The sequence below is a fragment of the Paracoccus lutimaris genome, from assembly GCF_003337565.1.
Lineage (GTDB): Bacteria > Pseudomonadota > Alphaproteobacteria > Rhodobacterales > Rhodobacteraceae > Paracoccus > Paracoccus lutimaris.
The window spans coordinates 142,256-155,054 of sequence record NZ_QPJL01000008.1 but is presented as its reverse complement, the minus strand read 5'-3'; the positions used below and the strand labels follow the sequence as shown (position 1 = coordinate 155,054).

General features: G+C 66.3%; 14 protein-coding genes. 8 read left to right on the top strand and 6 right to left on the bottom strand.

Going from position 1 to position 12,799, the window contains the following annotated elements; genetic code table 11:
- Window positions 1–6 precede the first annotated feature (6 nt).
- Together DFP89_RS09555 and DFP89_RS09550 are read right to left on the bottom strand one after the other, a co-directional pair.
- Window positions 7–1,323, bottom strand: coding sequence for a hypothetical protein (locus DFP89_RS09555; RefSeq protein ID WP_342770940.1), 1,317 nt, complete (start codon window positions 1,321–1,323; stop codon window positions 7–9).
- A gap of 504 nt (window positions 1,324–1,827) precedes the next feature.
- On the bottom strand, window positions 1,828–2,079 hold the full coding sequence (locus tag DFP89_RS09550; RefSeq protein WP_114349157.1) for a DUF2312 domain-containing protein: 252 nt from the start codon (window positions 2,077–2,079) through the stop codon (window positions 1,828–1,830).
- A 123-nt stretch (window positions 2,080–2,202) separates the two neighbouring features.
- Here DFP89_RS09550 and DFP89_RS09545 point away from each other — a divergent pair, with 123 nt between their 5' ends.
- The 5 genes from DFP89_RS09545 to DFP89_RS09525 all read left to right on the top strand — a co-directional run bounded on the left by DFP89_RS09545 (window position 2,203) and on the right by DFP89_RS09525 (window position 6,467).
- Window positions 2,203–2,430 carry a hypothetical protein gene (locus DFP89_RS09545; RefSeq protein ID WP_114349156.1) on the top strand — a complete coding sequence of 76 codons (228 nt, stop codon included), beginning with the start codon at window positions 2,203–2,205 and terminating at the stop codon, window positions 2,428–2,430.
- Window position 2,431: 1 nt separating this feature from the next.
- Complete coding sequence (gene dtd, locus DFP89_RS09540) at window positions 2,432–2,881, top strand: D-aminoacyl-tRNA deacylase (protein ID WP_114349155.1); 450 nt, start codon at window positions 2,432–2,434, stop codon at window positions 2,879–2,881.
- A 249-nt stretch (window positions 2,882–3,130) separates the two neighbouring features.
- Window positions 3,131–4,594: a DEAD/DEAH box helicase gene (locus DFP89_RS09535; RefSeq protein WP_245948638.1), complete on the top strand. Its 1,464-nt coding sequence runs from the start codon at window positions 3,131–3,133 to the stop codon at window positions 4,592–4,594.
- 83 nt (window positions 4,595–4,677) lie between these two features.
- Window positions 4,678–5,256 (top strand): thymidine kinase, encoded by a 579-nt coding sequence (locus tag DFP89_RS09530; RefSeq protein ID WP_114349153.1) that lies wholly within the window; start codon window positions 4,678–4,680, stop codon window positions 5,254–5,256.
- Window positions 5,253–6,467, top strand: coding sequence for a cytochrome b/b6 domain-containing protein (locus tag DFP89_RS09525; protein WP_114349152.1), 1,215 nt, complete (start codon window positions 5,253–5,255; stop codon window positions 6,465–6,467). Before DFP89_RS09530 ends, DFP89_RS09525 begins: the two co-directional genes overlap by 4 nt.
- A 61-nt stretch (window positions 6,468–6,528) precedes the next feature.
- On the opposite strand, the gene budC is transcribed toward DFP89_RS09525, so the two are convergent.
- Together budC and ndk are read right to left on the bottom strand one after the other, a co-directional pair.
- Entirely contained in the window at window positions 6,529–7,296 is a 768-nt protein-coding gene (gene budC, locus DFP89_RS09520; protein WP_114349151.1) for a meso-2,3-butanediol dehydrogenase, read from the bottom strand.
- Between the two features lie 245 nt (window positions 7,297–7,541).
- Window positions 7,542–7,964, bottom strand: a complete 423-nt coding sequence (ndk, locus tag DFP89_RS09515) for a nucleoside-diphosphate kinase (protein WP_114349150.1) — start codon at window positions 7,962–7,964, stop codon at window positions 7,542–7,544.
- A 191-nt stretch (window positions 7,965–8,155) separates the two neighbouring features.
- On the opposite strand from ndk, the gene DFP89_RS09510 reads away from it, so the two are divergent.
- The 3 genes from DFP89_RS09510 to DFP89_RS09500 all read left to right on the top strand — a co-directional run bounded on the left by DFP89_RS09510 (window position 8,156) and on the right by DFP89_RS09500 (window position 11,354).
- Window positions 8,156–10,015, top strand: coding sequence for an ABC-F family ATP-binding cassette domain-containing protein (locus DFP89_RS09510; protein WP_114349149.1), 1,860 nt, complete (start codon window positions 8,156–8,158; stop codon window positions 10,013–10,015).
- 103 nt (window positions 10,016–10,118) lie between these two features.
- Window positions 10,119–10,859, top strand: a complete 741-nt coding sequence (locus DFP89_RS09505) for a MipA/OmpV family protein (protein ID WP_114349148.1) — start codon at window positions 10,119–10,121, stop codon at window positions 10,857–10,859.
- 135 nt (window positions 10,860–10,994) lie between these two features.
- Complete coding sequence (locus DFP89_RS09500; protein WP_114349147.1) at window positions 10,995–11,354, top strand: SUF system Fe-S cluster assembly protein; 360 nt, start codon at window positions 10,995–10,997, stop codon at window positions 11,352–11,354.
- Between the two features lie 24 nt (window positions 11,355–11,378).
- On the opposite strand, the gene DFP89_RS09495 is transcribed toward DFP89_RS09500, so the two are convergent.
- Window positions 11,379–11,936: a histidine phosphatase family protein gene (locus tag DFP89_RS09495; protein WP_245948637.1), complete on the bottom strand. Its 558-nt coding sequence runs from the start codon at window positions 11,934–11,936 to the stop codon at window positions 11,379–11,381.
- Window positions 11,936–12,796, bottom strand: coding sequence for an oxygen-dependent coproporphyrinogen oxidase (gene hemF / locus DFP89_RS09490; RefSeq protein ID WP_114349145.1), 861 nt, complete (start codon window positions 12,794–12,796; stop codon window positions 11,936–11,938). The genes DFP89_RS09495 and hemF overlap by 1 nt, the downstream gene beginning before the upstream one ends.
- Window positions 12,797–12,799 lie beyond the last annotated feature (3 nt).

The following is a 12,799-nucleotide window of genomic DNA, read 5'->3' as shown; positions in this document are numbered from 1 at the left end:
GCGACCCTAGCGAAACCACAGCCCTTCGCGGCGCAGGCGATGACGGATCGCCTGCTCGCGCGGGAACGGGTCCTCTGCGGAAAAGAGCGGGCGAAGGACACGCCGCCCCTCGCCGCCGCGGATCAGCCGCTCGACCGCCTCGTCGCCGCGCAAAAGCGGGGCGATCTGCGGATCGGCGGCCAGATCTTCGATCAGCGCCATCACCGCCTCGGATTCGCGGGCGTAAAGCAGCGACAGGTTGCGATAGTGGCAGGTCACCACACCATCCAACCCGTCCAGTTCCGGGCCGGGCCGGCCGCCGCCAAGGCCATGAATGACCAAAGGCAGCGCCACCTGATCCAGCCAGGGGTCAAGGCTTTGACAGGCCAGCGCATCGCCCGGCTCATTGCGGATCGCCAGCGCATATTCCAGAAAGCGGCGGCCGAATTCCTTCGGATCGCCGCCCAGAAACCAGCCCGCATTGAAATACAGATAGCGTTCCCAATGCTCGTCAGGCTGGGAAAGGTCCAGCGAGGACGCGAAATCCAGCCCGAAACGGTCGTAAAGCGATTTCCAGATATCGTGGTAGCCGGGGCCGTAAAGCGGCGGCTCGGGCCAGGTCCCTTCGCGCCGCATCGAGGCCGCGGGCCGGGTGAAATCGATCTCCAGCGCCGCCAGATCGCCGGTCACCAGCGTGTCGCTGTCGAAAAACGCGAAGGGCTCGCCCGGCGGCAACAGCGCAAGCGCCTCGATCTTGTTGCCATAGGGATAGTCCCGGCCGAAATGCGTGGCGGTGAAGGGCAGGATCTCGGCGCCGTAGCCAGCCAGCGCGGCGCGGACCGGCTGCGGCAAAAGCGTGTTGACGCCGGCCCATGCCGCCTCGGGCTGCGGCTCGGCCACGATCAGTCGGCCACGCCATCCCGGCGCATTGCGCCGCAGGCTGGCGGCAAACAGCACCGCCTCAAGCCCCAGTCGCCCGTTCTGGCCAAGGATCAGGATATTGAAATGCGCTATGCCGGCAGGCTCGGGCGCGGCGGCGGCCTGCACCAGCGGGACTGGAGCGATCGGGACTGGAGCGATCGGGACTGGGGCGATCGAGGCGGTGGGGGCGGCCTCGACCGGCGCGGGCACCTCGCGCGCTGCGCGTTTTTGGGCGCGTTCGGCCTGTTTGGCGGCGCGGCGTGCCTCGCGCTCTTCGCGATTGGCGACCTGACGGGCGGCGCGTGCGGCGGCACGATCATCGGCGGTCTTGTCGCCTGCGGCACCGGCCTCTGCATCCGCCTTGCCCGCGCGTTTATCGGGATCGGGCCCTGGCTGTTTCTTGTCGTTTTTGTGTGCCGACATTCCTCCCCCCCAAGGCTTGGAAACCGGCCGGGTCCCCGTCTTGCCGAGTCGGGTCGTCATACCCGGAACGCCGCCGAAACCGCCAGCGCATTGTCACGCAAGGCGCTCAAATCGCAAGTCAACCTGTCCATGTACAGGGAAACCATGCTTTGGAAAGGGCAAACAGGCCGGAATTGGCCAGAAACCCTGGCAACCTCACTAAAAAGGCAGGTTTTCGCCACGCCGCTTTGGATGCACGGTCAAAGATGGCCGTTCAAAGATTTCCTCTTTTCGCAGGTACGGCAAGACCGGGTGGGGTTTGGGCACAGTTCTCACCCGGTCGCTCTTCTTCCAGAATGGACCGAACCGCAACGATTTGTCGAATTGTTCTGATGCGCTCGGCGCGTTCCTGCCGATGCCCCTAGGCAAAATTGCCTATATGACAGTCGTTTCGATGACGGCGGCGGCATCCGCTGCGCCCTGCCCCGGCCCGCGCAAGACGAGAACCGGGGCAAGACAGCCCGTTCAGGCCATGCCCAGGGCGGCCTTGTAGACCTCGAGGATCGCCTCTTGCTCGGCGACCTCGTTCTTGTCCTTCTTGCGCAGGCTGACGATGGTCTTCAGCGCCTTCTGGTCATAGCCGCGCGCCTTGCTTTCGGCATAGATGTCGCGGATCTGTTCCGAGATGTCCTTTTTCTCGGCCTCCAGCTGCTCGATCTGCTCGATGAACTGGCGCAGCTCGTTGGCGGTCACGTTATAGGTCGCGTCATCGGTCATGGTCGCTTTTTCCTTGCATCCTCGATACCGGTCGGGGCCGGCTGCCTGTGGGGCATGGGTCTAGGCGGTCTTGCGGGCGGGTGCAATCGCCGCTAGGGCACCAGCGGCAGACGGAGGCTGATTATGACGATCTGGGACGGGCTGATCTGGGGCGGAACCGCGCTGACCATGCTGGGGCTGGCAGCACTGCTGTGGTGCATCGTCACCGCCGCGCGCGCGAAACGCCAAAACCTGGATGACGAGGCGATGCGCGCGGTGATGCGCCGCGTGGTCGTGGTCAATATGGCGGCGCTGGCCGGCTCGGTCTTTGGGCTGATGTTCGTCGTCCTTGGCATCATGCTGGGCAAGTGACATGCGGGCATTGATCCAGCGCGTCCGGCAGGCCGAGGTCACCGTGGACGGTCGCAGCACCGGCCGCATCGGGCCGGGTCTGATGGTGCTGGTCTGCGCCATGCAGGGCGATGCCGATGACGCGCCCGAAAAGCTGGCCGCGCGCGTGGCCAAGCTGCGAATTTTCCGCGACGAGGCGGGCAAGATGAACCGCTCGGTCCTTGATACCGGCGGTGCGGCGCTGGTCGTGAGCCAGTTCACCCTGGCCGCTGATACCCGCACCGGCAACCGCCCCGGATTTTCCAGCGCCGAATCCCCGGCGCGGGGCGAGGCGCTTTATCTGCGCTTTGCCCAGGCCCTGCGCGATCTGGGCCTGAGTGTCGAGACCGGCGAATTCGGCGCCGACATGCAGGTGGCGCTGGTCAATGACGGCCCGGTGACGATCTGGATGGACAGTGCCGACCGCGCCTGACTTGCGGTATATGACTTACCGCGCTTGACTTTTCGGCTGCCATCCCCCATTTGCGACAAGTTGCCGCCCGCTGCCGCGTGAGCAGCCGACGCCCTGTTGCGTCAGGCCGGCACAAAACTTCCGGTTTCCCATTCACGCGGGGAGGCTTGCGGGCAATGCGTATCCTGCCCGCCCCTCGCAACCTGCCGCGCGATCCGCGCGGCCTCTGCCATGTGCGCCGATACGCGGGCGGCATGGATGAAAGACAGTATGACGAACGAAACTTCGCGCCCGAACCGCTCGGGCAAACCCGCTGGCAAGCCCCGCTTCCAGGGTCAGAGCCACGGCCAGAACAAGCCGCGCGGCGAGCACGGCGGCAAACCGCATTTCCGCAACGACAAACCCAATACCAACCATCGCCGGATGCGCGCCGAACCGGAGGAGAAATTCATCCGCCGCGCCATCCCCGAGATCGACACCCCCTTCACCCGCATGGGGATCGACCCGCGCGTGGCCATCAATCTGGAAGGTCTGGGGATCGAGACCCCCTCGCCCATTCAGGAAAAATCCATCCCCGGCATCGTTGCCGGCCGCGATCTGCTGGGCCTTGCCCAGACCGGCACCGGCAAGACGGCGGCCTTTGGCCTGCCGATGCTGACCCGCCTGCTGAATATCGGCCGCAAGCCCGAGCCCCGGACCTGCCGCGCGCTGATCCTGGCGCCGACCCGCGAACTGGCCACCCAGATCGCCGAAAACATCGACGCTTACGCCGTGGGCACGCCCATCCGGCAGTTCCGCGTCGTCGGCGGCGCCTCGATCAATGTGCAGGTCATGCGCATGGAACGCGGCGTGGACGTGCTGATCGCGACCCCCGGACGCCTGATCGACCTGATCGAGCGCGGCGCGGTCGATCTGTCCCAGACCCAGTATCTGGTGCTGGACGAGGCCGACCAGATGCTGGACATCGGCTTTATCCACGCGCTGCGCCGCATCGCCAAGATGCTGCCGCGCGAACGCCAGACGCTGCTGTTTTCCGCCACCATGCCCAAGCTGATGGAAGAGCTCGCCGACAGCTACCTGACCGATCCGCTGAAGGTCGCCGTGAACCCTCCGGGTCAGGCGGCTGCCAAGATCGAACAGGGCGTGCATTTCGTCAATCAGGGCGACAAGGCGACGCTGCTGGCCGAATACCTCTCCAAGCACATGAATGAGCTGGCGATCGTCTTTGGCCGCACCAAGCATGGCTCGGAAAAGCTGTCGAAGCTGCTGGAGAAATGGGGCTACAAGGTCGCCGCCATCCACGGCAACAAGTCGCAGGGCCAGCGCGAGCGCGCGCTTGCCGGCTTCCGCGCCGGGGAAACCAAGGTGCTGGTCGCGACCGATGTGGCCGCGCGCGGCATCGACATCCCCGAGGTGGCGCATGTCTATAACTACGACCTGCCCAATGTGCCGGAAAACTACGTCCACCGCATCGGCCGCACCGCCCGCGCCGGGCGTGACGGCCGCGCCATCGCCTTTTGCGCGCCCGCCGAGATCGGCGAACTTCGCGCCATCGAAAAGGCAATGAAGGCGCAGATCCCGGTCGTCGGCGGCGAGGTTCCGTTCGAGGCCAGCAAGATGCGCGAACGCGGCGGCCCCGCCGGTGGCCGTCCTGCCGCCCCGGGCGGTCAGGGCGCGCGCAAGCGCCCGGCACGCCGCCCCTCGCGCGCGCCGAAATCGACCCAGCGCGCATAAGCGCGACCTGATCGACGCAAATGTGAGCCGCCGCCCCCTCGCGGCGGCTTGCAGCCTGCGGGCCCTCGCGGCTATCTGCCGCCATGGCCAAGCTTTATTTCCACTATTCCACGATGAATGCCGGCAAGAGCACGCTTTTGCTGCAGGCATCCTACAACTATCGCGAACGCGGCATGGCGACGCTTTTGCTGACCGCCGCCCATGATGACCGCGCGGGCGCGGGCCGCATCGCCAGCCGTATCGGCATTTCCGATGACGCGCTGACCTTTACCCCGGATACCGATCTTTTCGCCCTGATCCGTGATCAGGGCCGGGGTGCGGCCTGCGTCTTTCTGGACGAGGCGCAGTTCCTGACCGAAACCCAGGTCTGGCAGCTTGCCCGCGTCGCCGACGATCTTGGCCAGCCGGTGATGTGCTACGGGCTGCGGGTCGATTTCCGCGGCCAGCTTTTCCCCGGCTCGGCGGCGCTGCTTGCGCTGGCGGACGATCTGCGCGAGGTGCGCACCATCTGCCATTGCGGCCGCAAGGCCACCATGGTCGTGCGGCAGGACGAACAGGGTCGGGCCTTGCGCGAAGGCGCGCAGGTCCAGATCGGTGGTAACGAAACCTATGTCTCGCTGTGCCGCCGCCACTGGCGGCAAGCGATGGGAGAAGAGGCATGAGCCCGATGAACACCACGCGCGCCTATGGCTGGGCGGCGCGCGCCTTTCACTGGACGGTGGCCGTCCTGATCCTTGCCGCGCTTGGGCTGGGGCTTTACGCCGACAACCTGCCGCGCGGCGACGAAAGCGCCTTGCAGGCAATCTTTGCCGCCTTCTCGATCCACAAGACCGCCGGGGTCGCGGTGCTGATCATCGCCTCGGCGCGGATCCTGTGGACGCTGAGCCAGATCCGCCCGCGCCCGCTGCATCCCGAGCGCCGACTTGAGACGCTGCTGGCCGAAACCGTGCATTGGGCGCTGTGGATCGGCATGATCATCATGCCGCTGTCGGGCTGGCTTCTGCATTCGGCGGCGCCGGGCGGGTTTTCCCGCATCCTGTGGCCCTTCGGGCAGCGCCTGCCGCTGGTCCCCGAGGATGCCGCGCTGGCCGAGGGGTTTGCCCGCTTTCACGAGGCCGGCTGGTGGGTGCTGGCGGCGCTGATCGCGCTGCATGTCGCCGGCGCGCTGAAACATGTGCTGATCGACCGCGACCATACGCTTGCGCGCATGGCCGGCAATCCCGACCGCCTGCCCGACCCGCCCGAGCATCACATGTCGCCCGGCCTGCAGCATCTGCTGGCCGCCTGCGCCGCCGTGGCGATCTGGGGCGGCGTTGCGGCCCTTACCGGACAGGGCGAGGCCGAAACCCGGCCGGAACCCGCCGCGACCGCAGCCCAGCCCGCCGCCGCATCAGGCTGGGCGGTGCAGCAAGGCACGCTGGACATTCAGGTCAAGCAGGGCGGCAATGACGTGGCCGGCCAGTTCGGGCAGTGGCAGGCCGCCATCGACTATGCCCCCGAGACGCAAACCGGCCGCGTCGAGGTCACCATCGACATCGCCTCGCTGACCTTGGGTTCGGTCACCGGCACCGCGACCGGCCCGGATTTCCTGAACGCGGGCGCCCATCCGACCGCCAGCTTCAAGGCCGAGATCCTGCCCCCCGCCACTGACGGCCAGCCCCATCTCGCCCGTGGCACGCTGACCATCGCCGGGAAAAGCATTCAGGCCGACCTGCCCTTTGATCTGGTGCTCGAGGGCGAAACCGCCAAGGCCAAGGGCAAGATGCAGGTGGACCGCCGCGATTTCGGCATCGGCGCCGGCTATGCCGATGAAAGCACCGTGGGCTTTGCGGTCGCGATCAGCTTTGATCTGACTGCGACCCTGCAAAAATGAGCCATCCGCCCGCGCGCCTCCCCGCGCGCGGGCGGATGCCCCCCTGCCGAAGCAGGACCCCCTATTGATCGGTAAAGTCCGGCTGCCCGTTCGAGGCCGAAAGCCCGCCATCGACCGGCAGGATCACCCCGTTCACGAAGCTCGCATCCGGCCCGGCCAGAAAGGCGATGACGTTGGCGACCTCGTCAGCCTCGGCCAGCCGGCCCATCGGGATGCGGCGATTGAGGGCGCCTGACAACTTGGGCGCCTGCTGGATCGGCGCGGCCAGCCGGGTATTGGTGGTGGCGGGCGCGACGGCATTCACGCGGATGCCCTCTTTGCCCAGATCCAGCGCCATGCCCTGCGTCATCAGCGAAACCGCCCCCTTCGAGGCGTTATAGCCCTGCATCGCCCAGTCGCCGCGCATGCCGGAAACCGACGAGACATTGACGATATTGCCGCGCGACTTGCGCAAGGCCGGCAGCGCCGCGATCACCATGTTCCGCACACCTCCGACATTGATGGCCATCATGCTTTCGAAATCATCGTCGCCCAGCATGTCCACGGCGCCCGGATTGACCACGCCGGCATTGTTCACCATCACGTCGATGCCGCCGAATTTCGCCAGCGCCGCATCGACGACCTGCCGCGCATCGCCGCGCTTGGCCACGTCACCGGGCGCCACCAGCACGGCAGCATGGTCGCCGATCTCTTCGGCCACCGCGTCCAGCGCGGTATGGCCGCGACCGTTCAGGACCACGTTATAGCCGTCGCGGGCGAAACGCAGGGCGGTGGCGCGGCCGATGCCGGTGCCCGCGCCGGTGACGATGACGGTTTTCTTCTGTGCCATTGGAACACTCCTCTTGCAGCTTTGTCCCTGCTCATGCCGGGGGCGCGCGATCCGCGTGCCTCGTTCCGGCATGGGGTCATGGGGGCGTGTCGGGATGAACTTCAGATGGGGCCGAAGGCGCGGATTTGAACCCGTCAGGCCATGGCGACGTCGCGTCGCCCGATGGGCGCAGGCCTCTGGGCCGGCATGCAAAAGGGGCCGCCCCGGCGGGACGGCCCCTTGCGATTTCAAAGTCCTGGAGGGGCTCAGCCGACCAGTTCAAGACCCGAGAAGAAGAAGGCGATTTCTTCCTTGGCGGTTTCGGCGGCGTCCGAGCCGTGGACCGAGTTCTCGCCGACCGACAGGGCGAATTCCTTGCGGATGGTGCCGGCATCGGCATTGGCGGGATTGGTCGCGCCCATCACTTCGCGGTTCTTGGCAATGGCGTTCTCGCCTTCCAGAACCTGAACGACGACCGGCTCCGAGGCCATGAACTCGACCAGCTCGCCATAGAAGGGGCGCTCTTTGTGGACGGCATAGAACTGGCCGGCCTGGGCGGGCGACAGGTGGATGCGCTTTTGTGCGACGATGCGCAGGCCGGCATCCTCGAACTTGGCGTTGATCTTGCCGGTCAGGTTGCGCCGGGTGGCGTCGGGTTTGATGATCGAAAGCGTGCGTTCGATGGCCATGGGATGCTCCGTCAGATAGGGCGCGGGGGTCCCCGCGCGGGAATTGTGGGCGGCTCCTAACATGCGGACAGCGGGTTGAAAAGCCGTGACGACCCCGGCCCCCGGACCCTTTGGGGAAGTTTGCCGGTCCCGGTCGGGCGCGGACACGCGGGCGATTGACAAGGCCGGTGACGCGGGCCATGCGGGGCGTCATGCTGCGCATCGACGACATATCCTATTCCATCGCCGGCCGGCCGCTCTTTGAGCAGGCCTCGGCCTCCATTCCCAGCGGCCACAAGGTCGGCCTTGTCGGTCCGAACGGCGCCGGCAAGACCACGCTGTTCCGGCTGATCCGGGGCGAGCACGCATTGGACGGCGGCGCCATCTCGCTGCCCTCGCGCGCCCGCATCGGCGGCGTCGCGCAAGAGGCGCCGGGCACCGCGACCAGCGTTCTGGACACGGTGCTGGCCGCCGATACCGAACGCGCGAGCCTTCTGGCCGAGGCCGAGCATGCGACCGACCCCGCCTGCATCGCCGAAATCCAGACCCGGCTTGCCGATATCGACGCATGGTCGGCCGAGGCCCGCGCCGCCACGATCCTCAAGGGCCTTGGCTTTTCGACCGAGGATCAGGCCCGCCCGACCTCTGACTATTCCGGCGGCTGGCGGATGCGCGTCGCGCTGGCCGGCGTGCTGTTCTCGCAGCCCGACCTGCTGCTTCTGGACGAACCGACCAACTATCTGGACCTTGAGGGCGCGCTTTGGCTGGAACGCTATCTGGCGCGCTATCCGCATACGGTCATCGTCATCAGCCATGACCGCGACCTGCTGAACCGCGCCGTCGGCCATATCCTGCATCTCGAGAACAGAAAGCTGACGCTCTATACCGGCGGCTATGACACCTTCGCGCGCACCCGCGCCGAGAAACGCGCCCTGCAGGCCGCCGAGGCCAAGAAGCAAGAGGCCCGCCGCGCCCATCTGCAAAGCTTCGTCGACCGTTTCCGCGCCAAGGCCAGCAAGGCCGTGCAGGCGCAGGCCCGCATCAAGATGCTGGCCAAAATGGAGCCGCTGACCGCCCCCGAAGAGGCGAAGTTTCACCGCTTCACCTTTCCGCAGCCTGACCAGCTCTCGCCGCCCATCGTCGCGCTGGACGGGGTCAGCGTCGGCTATGACGGGCGCGCGGTGCTGAACCGGCTGAACCTGCGCATCGATCAGGACGACCGGATCGCGCTTCTGGGCCGCAACGGTCAGGGCAAATCAACGCTGTCGAAGCTCTTGGCCGGCCGGCTCGAGCCGATGGAGGGACGCATCAACCGCTCGGGCAAGCTGCGCATCGGCTATTTCGCCCAGCATCAGGTCGATGAGCTGGAGCTGGACGAGACACCTCTGGATCACGTCCGCCGGTTACGCCCCAACGAAGCACCGGCAAGGCTGCGCGCGCGGCTGGCCGGCTTTGGGCTGATGGAGGCGCAGGCCCAGACCAGGGTCGGGCAGCTTTCGGGTGGGCAAAAGGCGCGGCTGTCGCTGCTGCTGGCGACGATCGACGCGCCGCATCTCCTGATCCTCGACGAGCCGACGAACCATCTGGACATCGAAAGCCGCGAGGCTTTGACCGAGGCCCTCAACGACTATACCGGCGCCGTGGTGCTGGTCAGCCATGACATGCATCTGCTGAACCTGGTCGCCGACCGGCTGTGGCTGGTCGATCAGGGCGGCGTGGCGCCATGGCAGGGCGATCTGGACGATTACCGCAAGATGCTCTTGCAGGGCGAAGAGAAGCCCAACGGCCGCGCGACGCCCCAGCCCGAGGCGAAAGCGGCCGCAAAGCGCCCCTCGCGCGACAAGATCCTTGAACTGCGCGCCGAGGCCCGCAAGGCCGAGGAGCGCATCGAGAAGCTGACCGCGATGCTGGAAAAGCTGGATGCGATCATGGCCGATCCCGCGACCTATGACGACGCGCAAAAGTCCGAGGCTTTCGGGCGCAAGCATGCCGAGGCCAGCGAGGCCATGCAGCGCGCCGAAAGCCTGTGGATGGAGGCCTTGGAGCGTCTTGACGAGGCCGAGCGGACCTGAATGCAACAGTCCCGGTCTTTGACCGGGAAAAGCCCGCCCGAACCCTTGTCCGGCCCGTGATTCATGTCCATTTGTGCTACGATGTTTTCAGGGGGATTCGCCGATGCGCATTGCTGCTTTCATTCTGGCCTCGACCATGACCCTTCCGGTCGCCGCCACCGCGCAATCGCTGAACATGTTCGATCAGGTGTCCTTCGATGCCGGTCTGGGCGTGAGCTATGGTCCCGAATATATGGGCGCCGAGGATAACGACGCCTCGCCCTGGTTCATCCTGCGCAACGTTCAGCTGGGCGAGGATGGCGAGGAAAAGCAGGGCTTCTCGATCATCCCGTCGCTGAACTATATCGGCAAGCGCGATTCCGACGATTCCGACCATCTGGACGGCATGGACGATATCAGCCGCGCCTATGAGGTCGGGGTGAAGCTGAGCTATGTCTCGGGGCCCTTCACCAGCTATACCCATGTCCGCAAGGGCTTTGGCGGCCATCACGGCGTGGTGGGCGAGATCGGCACCCGCTACAAGCGCGACATCAACGAGCGCCTGACCTTCTGGGCCGGGGCCGAGTTGCAGGGCGCCGACGACCGCTTTACCGACACCTATTTCGGCGTCTCGGCTGACGAGGCGGCGCGCAGCGGCCATGATGTCTATGAGCCCGGCGGCGGCTTCTACGAGGCGAACCTGAACCTTGAAGCGCGCTATATGCTGAACGACAACTGGGCCGTTCTGGGCCGCGCCAAATATGGCCGGCTGCTGGATGACGCCGCGGATTCGCCCCTGGTGCGCGACAAGAACCAGCCCGAGATCAGCGTCGGCATCGTGCGCCACCTGAACTTCAAGTTCTGAACCAGCCACCAAGCCGTCACAGCCCGCCGTGACGGTTGGGGACGCGACGACTTGTCCCGGCGAATGCGCCCCGCGCACTGGACCCGGCGGCCTCCTAGTCCTATATAAACGCTAAGCTTTGACAGGACGCGCCGCATGACCATGGAAAATCTGAAGGAAGGCGATCCGCTGATCGCCCCCTCGACCACCGAGCACCCGCTTTACGACAGCGTGGTCGAGGCCTGCAAAACCGTCTATGACCCCGAGATCCCGGTCAATATCTTTGACCTCGGCCTGATCTATACCATTGATATCAGCCCCGAAAACTCTGTCCGCGTGGTGATGACGCTGACCGCGCCGGGTTGCCCCGTCGCCGGCGAGATGCCGGGCTGGGTCGCCGATGCGGTCGAGCCGCTGCCGGGCGTGAAACAGGTCGATGTCGAGATGACCTTCCAGCCGCAATGGGGCATGGAAATGATGTCGGACGAGGCACGGCTGGAGCTGGGCTTCATCTGAAGCCCCTCCCCCGGATCTGACAACCTAAAGCACCATCCGGTGCTGGCCGTTGCTGACGACATGCAGCGCGCCCTGCATCACCGGCATCTCGCCCAGACGCGACAGCGGCAGGTCCATCGCGATCAGCCGCAGCATGCGCAGGGTGATGCCATGGGTCACGATCAGCGCCGGCCCGGTCAGTTCATGCAGAAAGGCGCGCGCGCGGGCCTCGACCCCGGCAAACAGCTCGCCCCCCGGGGCGCGATCATACCAGTCCAGCCAGCCGCCGGCGGTGACCTCGGGATGCGCGGCGCAGAGCTCGGCCCAAGCGCGTCCGGTGAATTCGCCGATGTCGATTTCGTGCAGGCGCTCGTCCTGCCCGAATGCCTGTCCCGCATAGACGATCCGCGCGGTTTCCACCGCCCGCCCGGCGGTGCTGGCATGACGCGTGGCGGAAATCCCCTGCACCAGCTGCGCCTGTCGCCGCGCCTGCGCGCGCCCCAGCGCGGTCAATGGCGAATCCATGCGCCCCTGCAGGCGGCCTTCGGCATTCCAGACCGTCTGGCCATGCCGCATCAGGTAAAGATCCGGCAAGCCGGCCATCAGACCCATTTCGCCAAGGGCGGCAGGCTCATCAACACGGCTTCGGGGTCATGGCCGGTCGCCAGCCCGAATTTGGTGCCGCGGTCATAGACAAGGTTATATTCGGCATAAAGCCCACGATGGACCAGTTGCGCGTCCTTGTCCGCGGGCGACCAGTCCTGCGCCATGCGGGCCTCGGCCAAAGGCAGGAACGCGGGCAGAAAGGCTGCACCCACCGCACGGGTAAAGGCGAAATCCGCCTGCCAGTCACCGCTATTCAGGTCGTCATAAAAGATGCCGCCGACGCCCCGCGCCCGCCCGCGATGCGGGATATAGAAATACTCGTCCGCCCAGGCCTTGAAGCGATCGTAATAGTCATCGCCATGGGCTGCGCAGGCGAGGCGCAGGGTGTCGTGGAAATGCGCGGTGTCGCCCGCATATTCGATGCAGGGGTTCAGGTCGGCCCCACCCCCGAACCACCATGCGCCCGGCGTCCAGAACATGCGCGTGTTCATATGCACGGCCGGCGCATGGGGGTTCTGCATATGGGCGACAAGGCTGATGCCGCTGGCCCAGAACCGCGGATCGGCCTCAATCCCAGGCACGCCGCGCGCGGCCATGGACTGGCGGGCGGCGGGCGACAGCTCGCCATGCACCGCCGACCAGTTCACCCCGACCTTTTCAAAGACCCGGCCGCCGCGCATCACCGACATGATGCCGCCGCCGCCATCCGCGCCGCGCTGCGTGGGCTTGACCTCGAAGCGGCCGGCAGGCCCTTCGCCCGGACCGCGATCCTCAAGCCCCTCGAAGGCGGCGACGATCCGGTCGCGCAGCGCCCGGAACCAGCTTGCGGCCTCATGGCGTTCGTCCTGCATCTCCATCGC

What these genes read in the sequence shown, in the direction of transcription:
- DFP89_RS09555 (WP_342770940.1), bottom strand. Translation starts at nt 1,323, where the DNA reads ATGTCGGCACACAAAAACGACAAGAAACAGCCAGGGCCCGATCCCGAT.
- DFP89_RS09550 (WP_114349157.1), bottom strand. Translation starts at nt 2,079, where the DNA reads ATGACCGATGACGCGACCTATAACGTGACCGCCAACGAGCTGCGCCAG.
- DFP89_RS09545 (WP_114349156.1), top strand. Translation starts at nt 2,203, where the DNA reads ATGACGATCTGGGACGGGCTGATCTGGGGCGGAACCGCGCTGACCATG.
- dtd (WP_114349155.1), top strand. Translation starts at nt 2,432, where the DNA reads ATGCGGGCATTGATCCAGCGCGTCCGGCAGGCCGAGGTCACCGTGGAC.
- DFP89_RS09535 (WP_245948638.1), top strand. Translation starts at nt 3,131, where the DNA reads ATGACGAACGAAACTTCGCGCCCGAACCGCTCGGGCAAACCCGCTGGC.
- DFP89_RS09530 (WP_114349153.1), top strand. Translation starts at nt 4,678, where the DNA reads ATGGCCAAGCTTTATTTCCACTATTCCACGATGAATGCCGGCAAGAGC.
- DFP89_RS09525 (WP_114349152.1), top strand. Translation starts at nt 5,253, where the DNA reads ATGAGCCCGATGAACACCACGCGCGCCTATGGCTGGGCGGCGCGCGCC.
- budC (WP_114349151.1), bottom strand. Translation starts at nt 7,296, where the DNA reads ATGGCACAGAAGAAAACCGTCATCGTCACCGGCGCGGGCACCGGCATC.
- ndk (WP_114349150.1), bottom strand. Translation starts at nt 7,964, where the DNA reads ATGGCCATCGAACGCACGCTTTCGATCATCAAACCCGACGCCACCCGG.
- DFP89_RS09510 (WP_114349149.1), top strand. Translation starts at nt 8,156, where the DNA reads ATGCTGCGCATCGACGACATATCCTATTCCATCGCCGGCCGGCCGCTC.
- DFP89_RS09505 (WP_114349148.1), top strand. Translation starts at nt 10,119, where the DNA reads ATGCGCATTGCTGCTTTCATTCTGGCCTCGACCATGACCCTTCCGGTC.
- DFP89_RS09500 (WP_114349147.1), top strand. Translation starts at nt 10,995, where the DNA reads ATGACCATGGAAAATCTGAAGGAAGGCGATCCGCTGATCGCCCCCTCG.
- DFP89_RS09495 (WP_245948637.1), bottom strand. Translation starts at nt 11,936, where the DNA reads ATGGCCGGCTTGCCGGATCTTTACCTGATGCGGCATGGCCAGACGGTC.
- hemF (WP_114349145.1), bottom strand. Translation starts at nt 12,796, where the DNA reads ATGGAGATGCAGGACGAACGCCATGAGGCCGCAAGCTGGTTCCGGGCG.